We start from the raw sequence: 23173 nt of genomic DNA, 5'->3' as shown, positions 1-23173 counted from the left end.
TGCTAAGGCTAAGTTAAACGTCTAGGTTAGCAACAGATAAGGCATTATCTTGAATAAAGTTACGACGTGGCTCAACTTCATCACCCATCAGAGTGGTAAACATTTGATCCGCTGCAATCGCATCATCAATAGACACCTGCAACATACGACGCGCATCTGGGTCCATAGTGGTTTCCCAAAGCTGATCAGGGTTCATCTCACCTAGACCTTTATAACGCTGTATCGCCATACCACGTGATGCTTCTTTCATTAACCAAGACTTCATATCTTCAACAGTATCAACATGTTGAGTACGCTCGCCACGCTTGATGAAAGACTCTTCTGTGAAGATCTCATTAATCAAACCAGACATAGCAACCATACGCTTGTATTCAGTTGATGCGAAGAAGGTTTGCTCAAAGCGATAATGGTTAGCAACGCCGTGAGACATAATTTCTACCGCTGGTAGATATAGATCTCTTTCATCATCATGATCAACTTTAAACTCAAAGCGGAAACCTGTACGCACATCTTGTGGCATTAGCGCTTTCAGCTCATCAATCCAAGCGTTGACCTTGGCTTCATTGCTTAAATCTTCTGACTTTAGCTCAGAGCAATACATAAGTTTGCCCATCACATCGGTTGGATACACACGTGACATACGTTCAATATCTTCTGATATCTCAATATAGTCATGCATGATTTTCGCTAGAGCTTCACCTTGAATACCAGGAGCTTGATCGTTCACAAACATTTGCGCGCCAGATAAGGCAACTTCTATCAAGTGTTGCTCTAATGCAGCTTCATCTTTTAGATACTGCTCTTGCTTACCACGAGCAATCTTATAAAGAGGAGGCTGAGCAATATAGATATGGCCGCGTTCAATGACTTCAGGCATTTGACGGAAGAAGAAGGTCAAAAGTAGGGTACGGATGTGCGATCCATCCACGTCCGCATCCGTCATGATAACGATGCTGTGATAACGTAGTTTCTCAATATTAAATTCATCACGACCGATACCACAACCTAGTGCAGTAATCAGAGTTCCTACTTCAGCAGAAGAAAGCATTTTATCAAAACGCGCTTTCTCTACGTTTAAGATCTTACCTTTCAGCGGTAGGATGGCTTGAGTACGACGATCACGACCTTGTTTTGCAGAACCACCCGCAGAGTCACCCTCCACTAGGTATAGTTCAGAAAGTGCTGGGTCTTTCTCTTGGCAATCTGCCAACTTACCCGGTAAACCTGCAATATCCAAAGCACCTTTACGACGAGTCAAATCACGCGCACGACGAGCAGCTTCACGGGCACGAGCTGCATCAATCATCTTATTGACAATGATTTTAGCTTCGTTCGGAGACTCTAGAAGGTATTCAGATAAGCGACGGCTCATCTCTTGTTCTACTGCTGTTTTAACCTCAGAAGAAACCAGTTTATCTTTTGTCTGAGAAGAGAACTTAGGATCAGGTACTTTCACTGAAACTATAGCAGTTAGGCCTTCTCGTGAGTCATCACCAGTTGTCGCTACCTTAGTCTTCTTACCCAAGCCTTCTTTTTCAATGAAGCTGTTTAGAGTACGAGTCAAAGCGGCACGGAAACCAGCTAGGTGAGTACCACCATCTCTTTGTGGAATATTGTTGGTATAGCAGTAAATGTTTTCTTGGAAACCTTCATTCCACTGCAATGCGACTTCAACAGCAATACCATCATCTAGGTCTTCGCGTTGGCAGATAAAGTGGAAAATTTGGTTAATCGGAGTTTTGTTGGTATTCAAATGCTCAACAAATGAACGTAAACCACCGGTGTAATTGAAAGACTCTTCTTGGCCACTGCGCTCATCTTTTAAATTAATTGCAACGCCTGAGTTCAAGAATGAAAGCTCACGTAGACGTTTTGCTAAGATGTCATAATGGAATTTAATATTACTGAAAGTATCAGCAGAAGGCTTAAAGTGAACCTGGGTGCCGTTTGCTTCAGCATCACCGATTACAGCGATAGGCGCTAACGGGTCACCATGGGAATAATGTTGTTCGTATAATTTACCATCTTTACGAATAGTAAGTGTAAGGCTCTCAGATAAAGCGTTTACAACCGAAACACCTACACCGTGAAGACCACCAGAAACCTTATAAGAATTATCATCAAACTTACCACCCGCGTGTAGTACTGTCATGATAACTTCGGCAGCAGACACTTTTTCTTCAGGGTGCATTTCAACTGGGATACCACGTCCGTTATCGGACACAGTAATGGATTCATCTGGGTGGATAGTGACGTTGATAGTGTCACAATGACCAGCCAACGCTTCATCAATTGAGTTATCCACCACCTCAAATACCATGTGATGTAAGCCAGTGCCGTCATCCGTATCGCCGATATACATTCCTGGGCGTTTACGTACTGCATCAAGGCCTTTAAGTACCTTGATACTGGATGAATCGTAATTGTTTTCGCTCATTTAACTCTCCTGCAAAGCATCACTCGGATAATGGGACAATTCGCCTGCTTTCATTGCAAAGTGACGAACGTCGGTCGTCTCAGACCAGTCGTAATCCATTATTTCTGGGCCGACACTTGTAATAAAAATTTGGCTATCTAACGCTTCTAATAATTGACAGAGTTTATCTCTGTGTTCTTTGTCTAGTTCAGCTGGTAAGTCATCTACCAGAAAGACTATCGAACGTCCTGATTCTATCAACAGCTTGCCTTGGGCTATTTTCAAGGCAGATACCACTAATTTTTGCTGGCCACGAGATAAAGCATCGAGAGCATCACCATGGGGTGTTTTTACTCTTAAATCAGCTCTTTGAGGTCCAGTATTAGAATATCCAGACTCAATATCTCGTGGGCGGCTAGCATCTAACGCTTGAGCTAATGATTTTTGCGCATCCCAACCTTGGTATAACTGCAAATTCACTTCAAGCTCAGCATTTAAGCTTAATAAAACCTGTTTAAAGACAGGAATTAAGCGATCTAGGTAATCATGACGGTACTGATTTACCTCTGAGCCTAATCGAATCAGCTCATGATCAAATGCTAACAACAAACTATCAGATATTTTACCACGTCTGAGTAAGGAATTGCGCTGTTTTAATGCTTTTTGCCAGCCTCGCCATGCATTTATAAAGCCTGTTGCATGATGAAACACACCCCAGTCAAGAAACTGGCGTCGAATCTTAGGAGAACCTTCTAATAATCGAAAGGCATCAGGGTTAATTAGCTGTACAGGAAGGGCTTGGGTAAGCTCAACCAAGGATTGAATTTTTTGACCTGAGACCCGTGCGTCTAAACTCCCATCTAGTTGGCGTTTGAGACCTATTGGCTGAGGTGATTGACGCATACCAGAAGCCGTTTCAGCTTGCTCAAGCAAAGCAAAAATTACGCACTCAGAGGTTTCTTTTTGAATATAGGTTTTATGTTTATGGCTGCGAAAAGAGCGACCTAAGGATAATAGGTGAATCGCTTCCAAAACAGAGGTTTTACCACTGCCATTAGCACCAGAAATTAAGTTAACTTGAGGAGATGGTTGAAAACGGACGTTGGATAAATTTCTTAGCTGGGAGATATCCAAGCGATGCAGGGGCATACAGATAAACCTTGTGGGACAGCGTCTAATGCCAAACTAGGTTTCATCATCACCTAGCTTGGCATTATAAGAATCGATTATAGACGCATTGGCATCACGACATATTGTGCCGCGTGACTATCAGCTTCTTCGACTAGCGCACTGGCAGTCGCATCATTTAATGAAATGCGAACTTCCTGGCTATTCACTACACCTAAGACATCTAGCAAGTAGCTTACGTTAAAGCCAACTTCTAGGTTTTCACCTTGGTATTGAACTAATACAGATTCTTCGGCTTCTTCTTGCTCTGGGTTGTTAGCAAAAACTTGCAACATACCATTCGTAAGAATCAAGCGAACACCACGATACTTTTCATTAGAAAGAATCGAAGCACGAAGGAAAACTTGACGTAATTCTAGACGGTCAGCAATCACAATCTTGTCATTATTACGTGGAATTACTCTGTGATAATCAGGGAATTTACCTTCTACTAATTTAGAAGTGAAGATGTAATCTGCAACCTTCGCACGGATATGGTTTGAACCAATTTGAAGCTCAACCGTTTCATCTGTATCACTTAATAAGCGGTTAAGTTCTAGTACACCTTTACGAGGTACAATAACTTGGGTGAGGTCACCAGACACTTGTGCATCTTCAATTGCCGTTGCTAGACGGTGTCCGTCAGTTGCAACAACACGCAGTTGTCCATCAGCAACTTCAAACAACATGCCGTTTAGATAGTAACGAACATCTTGGTTCGCCATGGCAAAGCCCGTTTTCTCAATCAATTTGCGTACGCTGTTTTGCGCCACAACCACGCTTAGGTCACCTTGCATATCTTGGATATTAGGGAACTCATCAGCAGGTAAGGTCGATAAAGTAAAACGAGAGCGTCCTGAACGAATTACTGCACGAGTATCATCCACAGACAATTCAATCACAGCACTGTCTGGTAAACTTTTGCAGATATCCATTAGCTTACGAGCAGGAACAGTAATACGGCCTTCTTGGCACTCATCTAATGTGATATGACCCACTAATTCTACTTCTAAATCAGAGCCAGTTAAGGTTAAAACATTGTCTTTAACCTCTAACAATACATTGGCTAAAACAGGCATAGTTTGCTTGCGTTCAACCACACCAGCAACAAGTTGGAGTGGCTTTAGAAGTGCCTCGCGGACAACTGAAAATTTCATTATTTTCCTCGTATTTATCAATCACGACCTTAGGTCGTCAAAATTCGCATAAGTTGCTTATAGTCTTCACGAATATCCGAATCCGTATCCTGTAGTTCTTTGATCTTACGAATAGCATGGAGTGCTGTTGTATGATCTCGACCACCAAAAGCATCACCGATTTCAGGCAAGCTATGGTTTGTCAGTTCTTTTGCAAGTGACATGGCAACTTGACGGGGGCGGGCAATCGAACGATTACGACGCTTCGACAATAAATCACTTATTTTAATCTTGTAATACTCAGCCACAATACGCTGAATATTATCTATGTTTACTAGCTTATCTTGCAATGCAAGTAAGTCTTTTAAAGACTCTCTAACAAAGTCAGGTGTTATAGCACGGCCCGTAAAGTGAGAGTTTGCAATAACACGTTTTAGCGCCCCTTCTAATTCACGTACATTGGAGCGAATTTTCTGTGCAATAAAGAAGGCGGAGTCATAAGACAGTTTAATATTACTTTCATCTGCCTTACGCATCAAAATAGCGACCCGAGTTTCAAGCTCAGGTGGCTCAATCGCTACCGTTAAGCCCCAACCAAATCGAGATTTAAGTCTGTCTTCTAACCCTTTGATCTCTTTAGGATAACGATCACAGGTCAGAATCATTTGCTGGCCACCCTCTAATAAAGCATTAAAGGTATGGAAGAATTCTTCTTGGGTTCTATCTTTTCCAGCAAAGAATTGAATATCGTCAATTAGCAAAGCATCAACAGAACGGTAATAACGTTTAAAGTCATTAATCGCATTAAGCTGTAATGCCTTCACCATATCAGCAACAAATCGCTCCGAATGTAGATATACCACCTTAGCATTCGGGTTATGACGCATTAACTCAGTACCCACAGCTTGCATTAAGTGAGTTTTACCTAAACCAACCCCACCATAAATGAATAATGGGTTATATGCGCCACCTGGATTTTCAGCAACTTGTAATGCCGCAGCATGAGCTAATTGGTTCGACTTACCTTCAACAAAGTTATCAAAAGTAAAAGAATTATTTAGATTAGCACCGTGATTAATCCCTCCTTCCACATCGACTTTACGATTAGATGAAGGAGATAAAGGGAGCTGTCCTTGCTTATAAGGTTCTAAATCACCAATCAAGCCACTATCAGAAAGCTTTAATGGTGCTTCAAATTCAAGGTCTGCATGCTTTTCAGTGTCCTCTTCCATTAAGCTAAAGCCTGGTCGATAGCTGACATCTGAAGAAAGATCTTCACTGATAGGAGTAACAACGGTTTCTACAATTGGCGCTGGTGCTGGTGGAGCACTAGGTTTGCTAAAACCTTGTGAACGAACGGTAAAAGATAAAACGGGTGCAGGCTCACTACCAGCAAACTCTGTTAGCAGCTCTTTTATACGCGTTTGATACTTATTACTCACCCAATCTAATACAAATCGATTAGGGGCCGAGAGGATTAAATCGCCATTTGAATTGACTTCAGCATCAAGAGGACGAATCCAAGTATTGAATTGTTGAGCAGAAAACTCATCTTGTAATCGCTTTTGACAAAGATCCCAATACTCCAACGACACTAACTTTTACTCCTGCTGGGCAAATAAAAAACAGTTAAGCGCGAAATTCTAACTCGGAGCGAACCAGTTATCCACAAAAAGATGTAAATTAGTTAAGAATACACAGGAAAAAGTGAATCCGTTAGAAAATGTTAATAACAGGGGCAGTTATTAACACAAGCAAAATAAAAACCTTAAATGTGGATAAAACCCCTAGTTATCAACATAAAAACATTCTCTTGTTAATTGTTTTATTAACATCTTTTTTTCAATTTAAGACAATGATTTTATTCACAATTAGTATATAAAAAACATCTACTGTGAATATCTTTTTAGCTTTTAAATTTTTTTCGTCCACACATTTTATGAAGCTTGTTAATAAAATGTTGATGTATTATTTCTCTAGTTTTTTAGCCTAATTGTATGTTTAACGATTGAATTCATTGACAAACTCCAATAAAATTCGCCGCCTGATTTTGAATCAAAAAGAAGAGGCTTGGCTAAGGCTAACCCTCAAAACTGAAACACTGCTTCAGTAGTGAGAGAAAGAAAATGAAAAGAACTTTTCAACCTAGCGTTCTAAAACGTAAGCGTAACCACGGTTTCCGTGCCCGTATGGCTACTAAAGGCGGTCGTGCTGTTATCACACGTCGTCGTGCTCGTGGTCGTAAGTCTCTAAGCGCATAAGCCGTTTATGACAGACTTTTGTTTTCCCCGGCAGGTCAGATTACTGACTGCTGGGGATTATCAAACCGTATTTAATCACACCTCTTGTAAAGTCTTTGCTGGCGAATTTCTTCTTTTAGCAACCAAACGAGATGACGACCTTTCAAGGTTGGGGCTCATTGTTGCTAAAAAAAATGAAAAACGAGCAGTAGGACGAAACCGCATCAAACGACTCGTACGGGAGTCCTTCCGTCATCATAAAGTCGAACTCGCTGGATTTGACATTGTCTTTCTAGCACGCCAAGGAATTAAAGAGTTAGATAACCCAACTTTGTCAAAACGCATAGACAAAGCATGGAATCAACTTATTAAAAGGTCTAAAAAAGCCAATAATCAGTCAAAAGACACGAAAGCCAAACAGAAATAGGCTGAAAAAAGCTTGAAAGGCTGGTTTAATAACGCCAGTTTTTTTCGTGAAGCTTTTGTCTGACATACGCGACCATTATTGGCAGGATGTAAGAGACGTGAGTTTCAGGGCCTGGCCCTTTTTTCTAACCAAACAATATTAGTTGAATACCATGGATTTCAGACGTTATTTTTTATGGGGTGCACTTTTTGTTGTTGGCTATATGCTGTTTTTACAGTGGAACCAAGACTATGGTTCGGTGGCTACAAACAATGTTGCTCAAACAACCCAAACACCAGCTTCCTCTAACAACACTGACATACCTTCAACGGTTGCTGCTCCAGCTGCATCCAATGACATTGTGGTCGACGCTCAACAACCCGCTTCAGGAACTCTGATTCAAGTAGAAACAGATACCTTAATAGTGTCTATCGACCCATTAGGTGGTGATATTGTTAAAGCGTCTTTGCCTGATTATAAGACAGCACAAGGTTCAACTGATCCCTTCGTTCTATTAGATAATGGTGTAGAGCGTATTTATGTCACTCAAAGTGGTCTTGTTGGAGCCAATGGTCCTGATGCAAATAAGGCAGGCCGCCCACATTACCGTGCTGAACAAACTCAATATACCTTAGGTGACGGCGAAGACAGCCTTCAAGTTAACCTGTATTTTACGGATGAGAATGGCGTTCAATATACCAAGACGTTCACTTTCAGTCGTGGTAAATACGCAGTTCGCCAAGTCATAACGGTTGATAACAATGCCTCAACCGCTTGGCGTGGTAATTTATTCGCGCAAATTAAGCGTGATAATACAGAAGATCCAAGTGCATCTAGTGCAATGGGCCTACAGCCTTACTTAGGTGGCGCTATTTCGACAACAGAGACTCCATACTCTAAAGTAAGCTTCTCTGATATGGCAGAAAGCCCAACTAAAGTCACGACGACTGATGGCTGGATTGCTCTACTACAACATTACTTTGTAAGTGCTTGGGTACCAGAGCCAAACCAAAAAGCAACCTTGTATACACGCCAAAAAGGCGAATTCAATATCATAGGCTTTACTGGCCCAAGTGTTGAAATTGCAGCAGGTACTCAAGGTTCATTGAGCTCAACTTTGTACATGGGTCCTAAGTTACAAGATCAATTAAGTGCAACAGCAGAGAACTTAGAACTCACCGTAGACTATGGTTGGTTGTGGTGGTTAGCACAGCCTTTATTCTGGCTACTAACAGCAATTCAATCTTTTGTTGTTAACTGGGGTATTGCCATCATCCTCGTGGTTGTTGTGGTAAAAGCTTTGTTCTTCAAACTATCTGCAGCAAGTTATCGCTCAATGGCTAAGATGCGTAAATTTGGCCCAGAGCTAACACGTTTACGTGAACAGCATGGTGATGATAGACAAAAAATGTCTGCCGCCATGATGGAGCTATATAAGAAAGAGAAGATTAACCCGTTAGGGGGCTGTTTACCTATCTTGGTACAAATGCCAGTATTCTTATCTCTATACTGGGTACTAATGGAAAGTGTAGAACTACGTCATGCGCCATTTATGCTTTGGATTAATGACCTTTCTGCAATGGATCCATTCTTCATCCTACCATTACTAATGGGTGTGAGTATGTTTGCTCAACAAATGTTGAACCCAACACCGCCAGACCCAATGCAAGCACGTATTATGAAGATAATGCCTGTTGCTTTTACTGTTTTCTTCCTATGGTTCCCAAGTGGCTTGGTACTATACTGGGTAGTCAACAATACCTTATCTATCCTACAGCAATACGTCATTACTAAGCGTATTGAAAATGAAGCCTAAAGGTTTCAAGTAAGATAAGATAATTTAAAAGGGCCTCTGATGAGGTCCTTTTTTATGACCTATTTTAATCCAAACTAAGCTCTTTTAGTGGCTTGAGATTGCCCTTAGACTAGCTGATAATTTAAGCACTCCATACATAGCTGATAACATATAGGCGAATAATGACGGAATTAAGCCAAGTCCTAGATAAAGATACAATTGCAGCACAAGCGACACCACCTGGTAGAGGTGGCGTAGGTATTATCCGACTATCAGGCCCTTTAAGTTTAACCATAGCAGAGCAAATTTTAGGCTTTAAACCTAGCCCTAGACATGCTCATTATGGACCCTTTAAAGATGCTGCTGGGGAGCAAATAGATTTAGGAATAGCGATTTATTTTCCTAACCCTAACTCCTTTACTGGTGAAGATGTCATTGAGTTTCAAGGTCATGGTGGACCTGTCATTATAGATATGTTGCTTAGCCGAACGCTTGAGCTAGGTGCGAGATTAGCCCGTCCTGGAGAGTTCTCAGAACGTGCTTTCTTAAATGATAAAATGGATTTAACACAAGCCGAAGCCATTGCGGATTTAATCGATTCAGCTTCAACTCAGGCAGCTAAATGTGCTTTAAGATCCTTACAAGGTGCTTTTTCTAAACGTATTGATGAACTCGTTGAGTCTCTTATCCATTTACGTATTTATGTCGAAGCGGCGATAGACTTCCCAGAAGAAGAAATCGACTTTATTGGCGACGGTAAAGTAGCCAAAGAGCTGGCTGGTATTCAGCAAAACCTTATAGCAGTTCAGAAAGAAGCCAAGCAAGGAGCCATCATACGAGAAGGTATGAATGTGGTAATCGCAGGCCGTCCTAATGCAGGTAAATCTAGCCTGTTAAATGCTTTATCGGGTAAAGACTCTGCCATAGTCACCAATATAGAAGGCACCACACGAGATGTGCTTAGAGAGCAAATTCATATTGATGGCATGCCATTACATATTATCGATACAGCTGGCCTCAGGGAAAGCCCTGATGAAGTTGAGCAAATAGGGATTGAAAGGGCATGGCAAGAAATCCATAAGGCAGATCGTATTTTGCTTATGGTAGATAGTAAGTCCTCTTCTAATGAGACAGATCCAGCACAAATTTGGCCAGAGTTTGTCGCACAGCTCGCTAATCGAGATAACCTAACCTTAGTTCGTAATAAGGTGGACCTGACCGAAGAGAAGGTAGGGGTAACTCAAGTAAATGATATCCCTGTTATTTCTTTATCTGCTAAAAATCATGATGGCGTTGAAAACCTTACCCAACACCTTAAAGATGTCATGGGGTACGACAGTACGACAGAAGGGGGCTTTATTGCTCGCCGTCGTCATATTGAAGCCCTGAACAAAGCACAAGATTTCCTGAACGCTGGATCATTGCAGTTACATGATTTCGGTGCGGGAGAATTATTAGCAGAAGACTTAAAAGAAGCTCAAAATGCCCTAAGTGAAATCACTGGAGCCTTTACGAGTGATGACTTATTAGGTCGTATTTTTGGTTCTTTCTGTATTGGTAAATAGCCATAATAAGGCAGATAAAGCGATTTTATCTGCCTCTTAATTTTGTATTAATTCTTCAACCCCCACACCAGATTTCAATTCTAATCCTCCCTTACTTTTAAGCTATTTAGCTAAACCACTAAACTCGGTGTTAATCAGGTACTTTTACATTTAGCCAAACTTTGTGAATAAAGAATCCTGTTCCTAAAATACCTTATCCACTGCTACAAACCAAAAAAGTAAGCAAAAACGCTTACCTGTTGAAAGTATTATTCACATTCTTTGTCTTTTTTAAGAAATATTTAACTTTTTTAATGTTTTTTAATGTGGATAAAAAAATATTGAAATTAGATTAACAATGTCTTTAAAAGTCTTATTTTATCAACTGATTCAGCTACTTACGCACAACAAAACAAGTAAAAACACCTTGTTAATAAGTGTGGTGATATCCTAACATTAAGTTTTGCACAGTTTTGAACAAGTAGGAGGCTTTAAAAACCAAGTGTATAACTATACATTTTATACACACCTTTAGGTTTTCCACATCACAGCTTAATGTATCTATTTCTAACAGTTTTATATTTTATTAACGTAATGATTTTTAATGTTTTTTTAGTTTTATCAACAGATTTTGATCTGTTATATAGTAACTACAGATATAAGAATAGACATATATATACTTATATTTTTATTAATGATGACCGGGGGTAACAAGCCCGCTTCGCTTTCTTTTTGAAATTTTGGCTTTATACTAGCGCCCTCAAATTCGAGCATTGTTCGTTTTTTATTCGTTTTGTTTTTTCTTATTAGTAATACCGAGGTTCAAGTGGATTTCCCAAGTCGCTTTGATGTAATTGTTGTTGGTGGTGGTCATGCTGGCACTGAAGCGGCACTCGCTGCTGCACGCACAGGTGTGAAAACCTTACTTTTAACCCACAACATAGAAACGCTAGGGCAGATGTCTTGTAACCCTGCCATTGGTGGTATTGGGAAATCTCACCTAGTTAAAGAAATTGATGCTTTAGGCGGTGCTATGGCACTTGCTACAGATAAAGCAGGTATTCAATTTAGAACCTTAAACTCTCGTAAAGGACCTGCTGTTAGAGCAACCCGTGCTCAAGCAGATCGAATTCTTTATAAAGCGGCGATACGAGACATGTTAGAAAACCAAGAAAACCTTTGGTTGTTCCAACAATCTGTTGAAGACTTAATTGTTGAAAATGGACAAGCATCTGGTGTTGTGACTCAAACGGGTATTCGCTTTCAAAGTAAAACGGTTGTTTTAACTGCTGGAACCTTTTTAGGTGGCCTTATTCATGTGGGGCTTGAAAATCATGCTGGTGGTCGCGCTGGTGATCCTCCATCTATTGGTTTAGCTGAAAAACTCAGAGCTCTCCCTTTTAGAGTTGACCGCCTTAAAACTGGAACGCCTCCACGTATTGATGCTCGCTCAGTTGATTTTAGTGTGATGCAAGCACAACCTGGTGATGACATTACACCTGTTATGTCTTACATGGGCTCTAGAGACCTTCATCCGGCACAAATAAACTGCTTTATTACTCATACCAATGAAAGAACCCACGACATTATTCGTGGTGGTATGGATAGATCACCTATGTATACAGGGGTGATTGATGGTATCGGACCAAGGTATTGTCCTTCTATTGAAGATAAGATTGTACGTTTTGCTGATAAGAACTCACATCAGATTTTTGTTGAGCCAGAAGGTTTAACTACGCATGAGCTATACCCAAATGGGATTTCAACATCTCTGCCTTTTGATGTGCAAATTGAACTAGTACGTTCAATGAAAGGTTTTGAAAATGCTCATATTACTCGTCCAGGTTATGCGATTGAGTATGATTATTTTAATCCTCAAGATCTAAAATACTCATTAGAAACGAAACATATGCCTGCTTTGTTCTTTGCTGGTCAAATTAATGGCACAACAGGATATGAAGAAGCGGGTGCTCAAGGCTTATTGGCCGGTTTAAATGCCTCTTTATTAGCACAAGGTAAAGACGCTTGGTGTCCAAGACGTGATGAAGCCTATATCGGTGTATTAGTTGATGACCTTATCACCATGGGGACAAAAGAACCTTACCGTATGTTTACCAGCCGTGCTGAATATCGCTTAATTTTACGTGAAGATAATGCGGATTTGCGTTTAACCGAAAAAGGGCGTGAATTAGGCTTGATTGATGATGAGCGCTGGGCTGCTTTTTGTCACAAAAAAGAAGCGATCGAAACCGAACAAACCAGACTTAAGTCTAATTGGATTGTACCTAACACAGATGAAGCGACAGAAATTAATCCAAAATTAGAAAATCCCATTACTCATGAATACAGTTTAATGGACCTACTTAAGCGCCCTGGTGTTGAATATGCTGATGTAGCTAATTTAAAAGATGCTCCTGCAGAGCCTGTTTCAGAACAAGTTGCAGAGCAAGTACAAATCGCAGTTAAGTATGCTGGTTACATTAGTCGTCAAGCAGAAGATATTGAACGATTACGCCGCCAAGAAAATACACCTTTACCACTTGATATGGACTACGCCAACATTGAAGGCCTATCAAATGAAGTAAAACAAAAGCTGATAGAAGCCAAGCCTGAAACGCTAGCGGCGGCCTCTAGAATCCAAGGCATAACCCCTGCTGCGGTTTCATTATTGCTAATCAGTCTTAAAAAACGTGCCATTGCGAGCAAAAGTGCCTAGAATCAGCAGCCGTTAACCTTATTTTTTACGGAATTGATTGTGACGCATTTTGAGACTATTCAGAAAGGCGCCCAAACGATGGGCGTCGATCTTCCTGAGACAACTATTCAAAAGCTAGTAGATTACCTAGCGCTATTGCAAAAGTGGAATAAGGCCTACAACCTTACTGCCATCCGCGATGTGGATCAGATGATTGCCTTACATCTAATCGATAGCTTATCAACGATTCCTTATATTCAGGGTGACAAAATTATAGACGTTGGTACCGGCCCTGGTTTACCTGGCATGGTTCTGGCTATTTGTTTTCCTGAGAAGTCTTTTACTCTCCTAGATAGTAATGGCAAGAAAACACGTTTTTTAACTCAGGTAAAAATGGAGCTAGCTGTTAATAATGTAACAGTAGCCAATGAAAGAGTTGAACAGCATGTTTTTGCAGGTGAATATGATCACGTTATTTCAAGAGCCTTTGCATCGATTCAGGATATGATTAATTGGACTTTGCCTTTGCCTAAACAAGATGGAAACTTTTTAGCAATGAAGGGCGTATATCCTGAACAAGAAATTCAAGAGTTACCTGCTGAAGTCTATGTTGATACGGTACATAGTTTAACTGTTCCCCATGTTGACGCTGAGCGTCACTTGGTCGTCATGAAACGTAAAGGAAGCGAGTAATGGCAAAAATTATAGCCGTCACTAACCAAAAAGGCGGTGTCGGTAAAACCACAACCTGTGTCAACTTAGCGGCATCATTAACAGCGATGAAGCGCAGGGTGCTGCTTATCGACTTAGATCCACAAGGTAATGCCACTACAGGAAGTGGGGTAGACAAGGAGTCTTTAAGTGTCAGCGTATTTGATGTTCTGGTTGGAACGCATGGAGTCAAAGATGCTGTGGTAGATGTTGAGCCCGCTGGTTATAGTGTGTTACCTGCAAATGGTGACTTAACCGGTGCTGAAGTTGTACTGTTGGATTTACCTAGCAAAGAAACACGGCTTAGATCAGCGCTTTATGAAGTAGAGCAAGAGTACGACTTCGTTTTGCTAGATTGCCCGCCTTCTTTGAATATGCTTACTGTAAATGCGTTAGCGGCAGCACAAGGTGTGCTTATTCCTGTACAGTGCGAATACTATGCGCTAGAAGGTTTAACCGCATTGTTACAGACCATAGAGCGTATTACACAAGCTTTAAATCCTACTTTGGCCATAGAGGGTATCCTACGTACCATGTATGACCCAAGGCCAAGTCTTACCCATGATGTATCTCAGCAGTTAATAAAACACTTCGAAGAAAAAGTTTATGATACCGTGGTGCCGCGTAATATTCGTTTAGCAGAAGCACCAAGTTATGGTGTGCCTGTTTTACACTACGAAAAGCAATCGCGAGGTGCAATTGCATACCTTGCTTTAGCTGGTGAGTTTATTCGTAAAAATCAGGCCTAAAAATTGCCTGAATATCAAGAAAGTTAGTAGTAGTTAAAGCATGCTTTTGTCGTAACAAGAGTATTACTTGTAAAAAGGGTTAGAAGATGACGGTAAAAAAACGTGGTTTAGGTAGAGGCTTAGATGCCTTATTAGCACCTCAGGTTGTTGCTAATGAAGAGCAAACAGATGAGGTGGTAGAGCAGCTGACAGGGCTTACCTATCTAGATCATGACTTACTCTGCAAAGGTAAGTTTCAACCTCGTCGTGATATGAACTCGGTTCAACTTGATGAATTGGCTATTTCTATCAAACAGCAAGGGATAATGCAGCCTATTGTTGTTCGTCCAATAGAAAGCGGTAAATATGAAATTATTGCCGGTGAAAGGCGCTGGCGCGCTGCTAAAATCGCCGAATTATCAAAAGTTCCAGTTATTGTGCGTCATGTGGAAGATTCTGACGCGGTTGTCTTAGCTCTCATTGAAAACATTCAACGCGAAGATCTTAATCCAGTAGAAGAAGCCATTGCTTTACAACGTTTAATTGAAGAGTTTGAATTGACTCAACAAGAGGTCGCTGAAACTGTTGGTAAATCCCGTTCAGCAGTGGCGAACTTATTGCGACTATTGAGCCTAACTCCAGAGGTAAGACGCCTACTAGAGCATGGTGACCTAGAAATGGGTCATGCTCGTGCTTTACTGCCTCTTGAGCATGACGAACAGATTCATGCTGCCTCTCAAGTGGTTACAAAAAGCATGTCTGTTAGGGAAACTGAGCGTTTAGTGAAGGCGATTCAGTTTAAATCGCAAAACACTGATCAAGAAAGCGTCAGTCTCCCTGATTTCAGCCAAAGGGAAGAAAGCATTAGCCAGAAAATTAATGCGGCGGTGAAGATTCAACAAAACCCGAAAGGTAAAGGGAAATTGGTAATTGAATACCGTAACCCTGAGCACTTGGAATTGCTGTTAAGTGAACTATTTGAGGCCAACTAAGGGCCTCATATGCGTTTTTTTTGTGCATTTTTTCCATAAAACTTAAGAATCATCGACATGAATAGCCCTATAGTGTTGAACGCGCCACATATTCCCCCTATAATGCGTCGAATTTTTAACCTCTAGGGTATTTTGTAGATTCAAATTAAGTATTTGAGTTTGTTAAATAAGCTGGTAATTATTCGGTTTGTTTAGCGGCAAAATTTAGAGATTTGGTACCGATGACACAGAGTAAGCCACTAAGTTCTAAAGAACTTATTAAAGCGAAAAAAACAGCAGCCTACCGCTTTGTCTTTTTTCAGTTTTTAGCGGCATGTGTTGTTTCAGTGGTTATTTACTTTGCGAATAGTGAGTTATCTGCCTACTCATTTTTTTTAGGCGCTATCGCAAGTGTAATACCAAGTGCCTATATGGCGTTTAGAGTATTTGGAAGTAAAAAGGTTAGACCGGCTCAAGAGATCGCGAAATCTTTTTACAAAGGCGAAGCTGGCAAGTTAATCATCACTGCAATCATGATGAGCCTGATTTTTAGCCTAGTAAAACCATTAGCTGCAGGTTACTTCTTTGCAGGTTTTGGTATGACAGTTTTAAGCCATTGGCTTAGCCCTTTTGTCCTCAAACACTAAGGACAATTGGATGACAGTTTTTAATCATTAAAGAGCGTGGATAGATAATATGGCAAGTGAAAATCCAACAGCTTCTGAATATATTCAGCATCACCTTCAGAATTTGACCTTTGGTCAACATCCTGATGGAACATGGGGTATTGCCCATGGTGCAGCAGAAGCAGCCGACATGGGCTTTTGGGCAATTCACCTAGATACAATGGGTTTCTCCATTGCGCTGGGTTTGTTGTTCATTTGGCTATTTAGAAAAGCAGCTAAGAAGGCATCTGCTGAGACTCCTTCAGGTTTGCAAAACTTTGTAGAGCTTATGGTTGAGTTCGTTGACGGTAGTGTCAAAGAAACCTTCCATGGTAAGAGCAATGTTGTTGCTCCATTAGCATTGACGATATTTGTCTGGGTGTTCTTGATGAACCTCATGGACTTAATACCTGTAGACTTCTTGCCTACACTAGCCTCTCTTGCTGGTATTCCTTACTTTAAAGTGGTACCGACAACAGACATGAATGCGACGCTAGGTATGGCCTTCTCTGTCTTCTTCTTGATTGTTTTCTACAGCATCAAGGTGAAAGGTATTTCTGGATTTATTGGTGAGCTAACCTTACAGCCTTTCGGTAAGTGGATGATTCCATTCAACTTATTACTAGAAGGTGTTGGTCTTATTGCTAAGCCAATTTCCCTAGCATTGCGACTTTTCGGTAACCTGTACGCAGGTGAGTTGATCTTTATCTTGATCGCTATTCTACCGTTCTGGGTACAGTGGGCATTATCTGTCCCATGGGCAATTTTCCATATCTTGGTAATCGTATTGCAAGCATTCATCTTCATGATGCTAACAATTGTATACCTAAGTATGGCACACGAAGATCACTAAGATCTTGGTGTAAAACGAGCACAGAGTTATATAAAGTTTTTTTAAACCTTCAATCTAAAACTATGAAAATTAGGAGTTAAAATGGAAACTGTAGTTGGTCTTACTGCGATTGCTGTAGCCCTTCTTATCGGTCTAGGTGCCCTAGGTACTGCGATTGGTTTCGGTCTACTTGGTGGTAAATTCTTGGAAGGCGCTGCGCGTCAACCTGAGATGGTTCCAATGTTGCAAGTTAAAATGTTCATCGTAGCGGGTCTTCTTGATGCCGTAACTATGATCGGTGTAGGTATTGCGTTGTTCTTCACTTTCGCAAACCCATTCGTTGCTCAGGTTGCTGGCTAAGTTTTTGCTTTTTTTGCAAGAATTTTTTAAACGACTTAGAGCGAGGATATTAGCGTGAACTTAAATCTCACACTTATAGGCCAAGCTATCTCGTTTGCCTTTTTTGTCTGGTTCTGCATGAAGTATGTGTGGCCACCAGTAATTGCTGCGCTTGAAGAGCGTAGTGCAAAAATTGCAGATGGTTTAGAAGCAGCTAACCGTGCTTCACGTGATTTAGAGTTGGCTCAAGAAAAAGCCACTCATACTTTACGTGAGAGCAAGGAACAAGCGGCCGAAATTATTGAACAAGCCAACAAACGGGCTAACCAAATTATTGACGAAGCAAAAGAACAAGCATTGGCTGATGGCCAACGTTTGCGCGATGCAGCAAATTCTGAGATTGAACAAGACGTTGTTCGTGCTAAAGAAGCACTACGCGCTCAAGTTTCTCAACTTGCTCTTATCGGTGCTGAGAAGATTTTGGGTGCCAGTGTTGACGAGAAAGCCCACAGCGAACTAGTTGAAAAACTAGCACAAGAGCTTTAAGCGAGGGTCCAATGGCTGAATTAATGACAGTCGCTCGCCCGTATGCCAAAGCTGCGTTTGAAGTTGCTCGTGAGCAAGGTCAAGTAGCAGAATGGGCCAATATGCTTAGCGTATTGGCTACCGCTGCGAGTGACACGACATTAGCACAGGCAGTGCAAAATCCTGCTTTTAGTGCTGAAGAGAAAGCAAACGCGTTGGCAGATGTTTGCAATGAAGTAATGACAGATCAAGGTAAAAACTTTGTGAAATCATTGTCGGAAAATGGCCGCCTAACTTTGTTGGTAGCAATTTCCGAATTGTTTAATCAGTTCAAACTGAACTTCGAAAAAGCAGTCGACGTTAATATGACGTCAGCTTACGAACTTTCAGCTGAACAAGAGCAAGCAATCAGTGCTTCATTGAGCAAAAAGTTGGACCGTACCGTCAACTTGGCGACTGAAACAGACGCAAGCCTTATCGGTGGCGTGGTTATCCGTACAGGCGATTTAATCATCGACGGATCAGTTCGCGGGAAACTTGCGAAACTGGCCGAGGCGATAAACTCCTAGCGTTTCGATAAATCGAAACCAGGGTTGAGGAATTTAGCATGCAGCAACTGAATCCATCTGAGATCAGCGAGATTATCAAGAAGCGCATCGAGAACCTTGATGTGACTTCTGAAGCCCAAAATGAGGGCACAATTGTCAGCGTAGCAGACGGTATCGTATTGATTCACGGTCTGGCTGATGTAATGTACGGGGAAATGATCGAATTCCCTGGTGGTGTTTATGGTATGGCATTGAACCTAGAGCGTGACTCTGTAGGTGCTGTAGTATTAGGCGGCTACCAAAATCTAGTCGAAGGTCAAAAAGTTAAGTGTACTGGTCGTATTTTGGAAGTTCCAATCGGTCCAGAACTACTAGGTCGTGTTGTTGACGCATTGGGTAACCCAATCGACGGCAAAGGTCCTGTAAATGCACAGCTTACTGATGCGGTTGAAAAGGTTGCACCTGGTGTAATCGAACGTCAATCAGTAGACCAGCCTATCCAAACTGGTTATAAAGCAATTGACGCAATGGTTCCTGTTGGTCGTGGTCAGCGTGAGTTGATCATCGGTGACCGTCAGGTTGGTAAAACAGCACTCGCTATCGATACAATCATTGCTCAAAAAGGCAGTGGTATTAAGTGTGTGTATGTAGCTATTGGTCAAAAGCAATCTACTATCGCTAACGTAGTACAAAAGCTAGAAGAAAACGGCGCATTAGAATACACAACAGTTGTTTCAGCTGGTGCTTCTGATCCTGCTTCTATGCTTTACCTTGCACCATACACTGGTTGCACAATGGGTGAGTACTTCCGTGACCGCGGTGAAGATGCCCTAATTATTTATGATGATTTGACTAAACAAGCTTGGGCTTACCGTCAAATTTCATTGCTACTACGTCGTCCACCAGGTCGTGAAGCGTACCCAGGTGACGTATTCTATCTTCACTCTCGTCTTCTTGAGCGTGCGTCTCGTGTAAACACAGACTACGTTGAGAAATTCACCAATGGTGAAGTGAAAGGTCAGACAGGTTCTTTGACTGCGCTACCTATCATCGAGACTCAAGGTGGTGACGTATCAGCATTCGTACCAACCAACGTAATCTCCATCACTGATGGTCAGATTTTCTTGGAAACAAGCTTGTTCAACGCGGGTATTCGTCCTGCAATGAACGCGGGTATCTCTGTATCCCGTGTTGGTGGTGCTGCACAAACTAAAATCATCAAGAAACTAGGTGGCGGTATCCGTCTTGCCCTAGCTCAGTATCGTGAATTGGCGGCTTTCGCTCAGTTCGCATCTGACCTTGATGAAGCTACTCGTAAACAGCTAGAGCACGGTAAACAGGTTACTGAACTGATGAAACAGAAGCAGTTTAGCCCTATGTCTATAGCTGATATGGGCGTAATCCTTTACGCTGCCAACGATGGCTTCCTTGAAGATGTTGAAACAAACAAGATTGGTAGTTTTGAACAGTCTTTGCTTAGCTACATGAACAGCGAACACGCTGATCTTATGGCTGACATTAACAAAACTGGCAATTATAACGGCGAGATTGAAGCGACTTTTAAAGCGGCAATCGAGAAGTTTAAAGCGACACAAACTTGGTAATAAGTTGGTGGAAGCTACGCAAGTAGCCTCCACCAGTCTCTATTTGCAGTTTGTGAATTAACATTCTCACAAGGGCAGTTCATTATGGCAGTCGGAAAAGAGATACGTACTCAGATTTCGAGCATTAACAATACGCGTAAAATTACTCGCGCTATGGAAAAAGTAGCTGCAAGTAAAACGCGTAAAGCTCAGGATCGTATGGCCGCTTCTCGTCCGTATGCGGAACGAATTCGCCAAGTAATTGGCCATTTGGCTAATGCGAATCCTGAGTATAAACACCGTTACCTTACCGAGCGTGAGGCGAAGCGTGTTGGTTATATCGTAGTCTCTTCTGACCGTGGATTATGTGGTGGTTTGAACGTTAACGTGTTCAAGAAAACCATTAAAGATATGGAACAGTTTGCTAACGACGGAATCGAAATCGATGTCTGTGCTGTTGGCTCTAAAGCTGTTTCTTTCTTCAATAATTACGGCGGAAACGTTACAGCAGCCGTTACCGGATTAGGTGACGCACCTGAAGCAGAAAACCTAGTAGGTAGTGTGAAGGTGATGTTGGACGCATTTGATGAAGGCAAAATTGATCGTCTTTATGTAGTTTCAAACGAGTTCGTGAATACCATGACTCAGAAACCACGTGTCGAGCAACTTTTACCTCTAAATGCGGAAGAGAATGCAGAGTTACAGCACCACTGGGATTACATTTACGAACCAGAAGCTGTTGAGATTTTGAACGATTTATTAGTTCGTTATATTGAATCTCAAGTATATCAGTCTGTAGTTGAAAACATTGCGTGTGAACAAGCAGCTCGTATGCTTGCCATGAAAAACGCGACTGACAACGCTGGTGATATCATTAATGAATTACAGTTGGTGTACAACAAGGCTCGTCAGGCAGCGATCACTCAGGAAATTTCTGAGATTGTAAGCGGCGCGGCAGCGGTTTAAGGTATTTAGGTATTAAGAGGATCCGAACATGAGTAGCGGACAAATCGTACAGATTATCGGCGCGGTAATCGACGTGGAATTTCCACGTGATAGTGTGCCAAAAGTATATGATGCCCTAACGATCGAGGGTAAAGAGTTGGTGTTGGAAGTTCAACAGCAACTAGGTGACGGCATTGTACGTGCTATCGCCATGGGTTCAACTGAAGGTATGAAACGTGGTTTGGTTGTAGAAAATACAAACAACCCAGTATCTGTTCCAGTTGGTACCAAAACACTAGGACGTATTATGGACGTTCTAGGTAATCCGATTGATGAAAAAGGTCCAATTGGCGAAGAAGAGCGTTGGGCTATCCACCGCGAAGCTCCAAGCTATGCGGAACAATCTTCTGATAACGCACTTTTGGAAACTGGTATCAAGGTAATCGACCTTGTATGTCCGTTTGCGAAAGGTGGTAAAGTTGGTCTGTTTGGTGGTGCCGGTGTAGGTAAAACCGTAAACATGATGGAACTTATCCGTAACATCGCTATCGAGCACAGTGGTTATTCTGTATTCGCTGGTGTTGGTGAGCGTACTCGTGAAGGTAATGACTTCTACCATGAGATGACTGATTCGAACGTAATCGATAAAGTATCTCTAGTATACGGTCAGATGAATGAGCCACCAGGTAACCGTCTACGTGTTGCTTTGACTGGTTTGACTATGGCTGAGAAGTTCCGTGACGAAGGTCGTGACGTACTTTTCTTCGTAGATAACATCTACCGTTACACATTGGCGGGTACTGAAGTATCTGCATTGTTGGGTCGTATGCCTTCTGCGGTAGGTTACCAGCCAACTCTTGCTGAAGAGATGGGTGTTCTTCAAGAACGTATCACATCTACTAAGACTGGTTCTATCACATCTATCCAAGCGGTATACGTACCTGCGGATGACTTGACTGACCCGTCTCCAGCAACAACATTCTCGCACTTGGATGCGACTGTAGTATTGTCTCGTGACATCGCTTCTTTGGGTATCTACCCAGCGATCGATCCTCTAGACTCTACATCTCGTCAGTTGGATCCTCTAGTAATCGGTCAAGAACACTACGACGTAGCTCGTGGCGTTCAAACTGTATTACAGCGTTATAAAGAATTAAAAGACATCATTGCGATCTTGGGTATGGACGAGCTTTCTGAAGAAGATAAGCTATCTGTAAACCGTTCACGTAAGATCCAACGTTTCATGTCTCAGCCATTCTTCGTAGCTGAAGTCTTCACTGGTGCGCCAGGTAAGTATGTTTCTTTGAAAGATACAATCCGTGGCTTTAAAGGCATCCTTGATGGCGAGTTCGACGAATTGCCAGAACAAGCGTTCTACATGATTGGTAGCATCGACGAAGCTGTCGAGAAAGCTAAGAAAATTTAACCATGCATAACCAACAGCGTCATTGCTGTTGGTTAAGCCTGACATAGAGAGGCATCTTATGGCTATCACAGTTCACTGCGATATCGTAAGCGCTGAGCAAGAGATTTTCTCTGGATCGGTAGAGACTCTTGTGGCAGCCGGTAGTTTTGGTGATCTAGGTATTAAACCTGGTCATGCACCATTACTGACTCCACTGCTTCCAGGCCCTGTTCGCGTGGTTAAACAAAACGGTGAAGAAGAGATTATCTTCGTATCGGGTGGTTTCCTTGAAGTGCAACCACACCGTGTAACCGTCTTGGCAGACACCGCTATTCGTGCCCATGATCTGGACGAAGCGGCTGCTCTAGAAGCGAAGAAACATGCAGAGGAATTACTGGATCAACAGAATTCAGATATTGATTTCTCTCGTGCTACCGCTCAACTAGCAGAAGCCGTTGCTCGACTACGTACTATTAGTCAACTTCGCTCGAAGTAACTGATAACGTAAAAGAGTCAAAAAAG

At 41.8% G+C, this 23173-nt stretch carries 21 protein-coding genes; 17 read left to right on the top strand and 4 right to left on the bottom strand.

The window, feature by feature from the left end; translation table 11 throughout:
• Window positions 1–13 precede the first annotated feature (13 nt).
• The 4 genes from gyrB to dnaA form a co-directional block, all read right to left on the bottom strand.
• Window positions 14–2437 carry a DNA topoisomerase (ATP-hydrolyzing) subunit B gene (gyrB, locus tag TW85_RS02120; protein WP_046015431.1) on the bottom strand — a complete coding sequence of 808 codons (2424 nt, stop codon included), beginning with the start codon at window positions 2435–2437 and terminating at the stop codon, window positions 14–16.
• Window positions 2438–3565 carry a DNA replication/repair protein RecF gene (gene recF, locus TW85_RS02115; RefSeq protein WP_046015430.1) on the bottom strand — a complete coding sequence of 376 codons (1128 nt, stop codon included), beginning with the start codon at window positions 3563–3565 and terminating at the stop codon, window positions 2438–2440.
• Window positions 3566–3642: 77 nt separating this feature from the next.
• A complete protein-coding gene (gene dnaN, locus TW85_RS02110; protein ID WP_046015429.1) occupies window positions 3643–4740 on the bottom strand; it encodes a DNA polymerase III subunit beta in 1098 nt (365 codons plus the stop codon).
• 29 nt (window positions 4741–4769) lie between these two features.
• Window positions 4770–6314 carry a chromosomal replication initiator protein DnaA gene (gene dnaA / locus TW85_RS02105; protein ID WP_046015428.1) on the bottom strand — a complete coding sequence of 515 codons (1545 nt, stop codon included), beginning with the start codon at window positions 6312–6314 and terminating at the stop codon, window positions 4770–4772.
• Window positions 6315–6845: 531 nt separating this feature from the next.
• Between dnaA and rpmH the strand changes: the two genes are divergently transcribed.
• The 17 genes from rpmH (at window position 6846) to TW85_RS02020 (ending at window position 23147) form a co-directional block, all read left to right on the top strand.
• A complete protein-coding gene (gene rpmH, locus TW85_RS02100) occupies window positions 6846–6980 on the top strand; it encodes a 50S ribosomal protein L34 (protein WP_009834411.1) in 135 nt (44 codons plus the stop codon).
• Window positions 6981–6987: 7 nt separating this feature from the next.
• On the top strand, window positions 6988–7386 hold the full coding sequence (rnpA, locus tag TW85_RS02095; protein WP_046015427.1) for a ribonuclease P protein component: 399 nt from the start codon (window positions 6988–6990) through the stop codon (window positions 7384–7386).
• A 151-nt stretch (window positions 7387–7537) separates the two neighbouring features.
• On the top strand, window positions 7538–9181 hold the full coding sequence (gene yidC / locus TW85_RS02090) for a membrane protein insertase YidC (RefSeq protein WP_046015426.1): 1644 nt from the start codon (window positions 7538–7540) through the stop codon (window positions 9179–9181).
• 161 nt (window positions 9182–9342) lie between these two features.
• Complete coding sequence (mnmE, locus tag TW85_RS02085) at window positions 9343–10725, top strand: tRNA uridine-5-carboxymethylaminomethyl(34) synthesis GTPase MnmE (protein WP_046015425.1); 1383 nt, start codon at window positions 9343–9345, stop codon at window positions 10723–10725.
• Window positions 10726–11530: 805 nt separating this feature from the next.
• Entirely contained in the window at window positions 11531–13420 is a 1890-nt protein-coding gene (gene mnmG, locus TW85_RS02080) for a tRNA uridine-5-carboxymethylaminomethyl(34) synthesis enzyme MnmG (RefSeq protein ID WP_046015424.1), read from the top strand.
• A gap of 39 nt (window positions 13421–13459) precedes the next feature.
• Window positions 13460–14092, top strand: a complete 633-nt coding sequence (rsmG, locus tag TW85_RS02075; protein ID WP_084616077.1) for a 16S rRNA (guanine(527)-N(7))-methyltransferase RsmG — start codon at window positions 13460–13462, stop codon at window positions 14090–14092.
• Window positions 14092–14859 (top strand): ParA family protein, encoded by a 768-nt coding sequence (locus TW85_RS02070; RefSeq protein WP_046015422.1) that lies wholly within the window; start codon window positions 14092–14094, stop codon window positions 14857–14859. Before rsmG ends, TW85_RS02070 begins: the two co-directional genes overlap by 1 nt.
• Before the next feature lie 86 nt (window positions 14860–14945).
• Entirely contained in the window at window positions 14946–15830 is an 885-nt protein-coding gene (locus tag TW85_RS02065) for a ParB/RepB/Spo0J family partition protein (RefSeq protein WP_046015421.1), read from the top strand.
• Window positions 15831–16051: 221 nt separating this feature from the next.
• Complete coding sequence (locus TW85_RS02060) at window positions 16052–16456, top strand: ATP synthase subunit I (protein WP_046015420.1); 405 nt, start codon at window positions 16052–16054, stop codon at window positions 16454–16456.
• A gap of 49 nt (window positions 16457–16505) precedes the next feature.
• Entirely contained in the window at window positions 16506–17327 is an 822-nt protein-coding gene (gene atpB, locus TW85_RS02055; RefSeq protein ID WP_046015419.1) for a F0F1 ATP synthase subunit A, read from the top strand.
• Window positions 17328–17408: 81 nt separating this feature from the next.
• The gene (gene atpE / locus TW85_RS02050) at window positions 17409–17666 is read left to right on the top strand and encodes a F0F1 ATP synthase subunit C (protein ID WP_009834415.1); all 258 of its coding nucleotides are present in this window, start codon (window positions 17409–17411) and stop codon (window positions 17664–17666) included.
• A 54-nt stretch (window positions 17667–17720) separates the two neighbouring features.
• Window positions 17721–18191: a F0F1 ATP synthase subunit B gene (locus TW85_RS02045; RefSeq protein WP_046015418.1), complete on the top strand. Its 471-nt coding sequence runs from the start codon at window positions 17721–17723 to the stop codon at window positions 18189–18191.
• A gap of 11 nt (window positions 18192–18202) precedes the next feature.
• Window positions 18203–18739, top strand: coding sequence for a F0F1 ATP synthase subunit delta (locus TW85_RS02040; RefSeq protein ID WP_046015417.1), 537 nt, complete (start codon window positions 18203–18205; stop codon window positions 18737–18739).
• A gap of 38 nt (window positions 18740–18777) precedes the next feature.
• The gene (atpA, locus tag TW85_RS02035; RefSeq protein WP_046015416.1) at window positions 18778–20322 is read left to right on the top strand and encodes a F0F1 ATP synthase subunit alpha; all 1545 of its coding nucleotides are present in this window, start codon (window positions 18778–18780) and stop codon (window positions 20320–20322) included.
• An 84-nt stretch (window positions 20323–20406) separates the two neighbouring features.
• Entirely contained in the window at window positions 20407–21267 is an 861-nt protein-coding gene (gene atpG, locus TW85_RS02030) for a F0F1 ATP synthase subunit gamma (RefSeq protein ID WP_046015415.1), read from the top strand.
• Between the two features lie 28 nt (window positions 21268–21295).
• Entirely contained in the window at window positions 21296–22672 is a 1377-nt protein-coding gene (atpD, locus tag TW85_RS02025; protein ID WP_046015414.1) for a F0F1 ATP synthase subunit beta, read from the top strand.
• A 58-nt stretch (window positions 22673–22730) separates the two neighbouring features.
• On the top strand, window positions 22731–23147 hold the full coding sequence (locus TW85_RS02020; RefSeq protein ID WP_046015413.1) for a F0F1 ATP synthase subunit epsilon: 417 nt from the start codon (window positions 22731–22733) through the stop codon (window positions 23145–23147).
• The last annotated feature ends 26 nt before the right edge of the window (window positions 23148–23173 follow it).

Source organism: Marinomonas sp. S3726 (assembly GCF_000967665.1).
GTDB lineage: Bacteria > Pseudomonadota > Gammaproteobacteria > Pseudomonadales > Marinomonadaceae > Marinomonas.
This window is presented reverse-complemented; position numbering and strand designations above follow the sequence as displayed.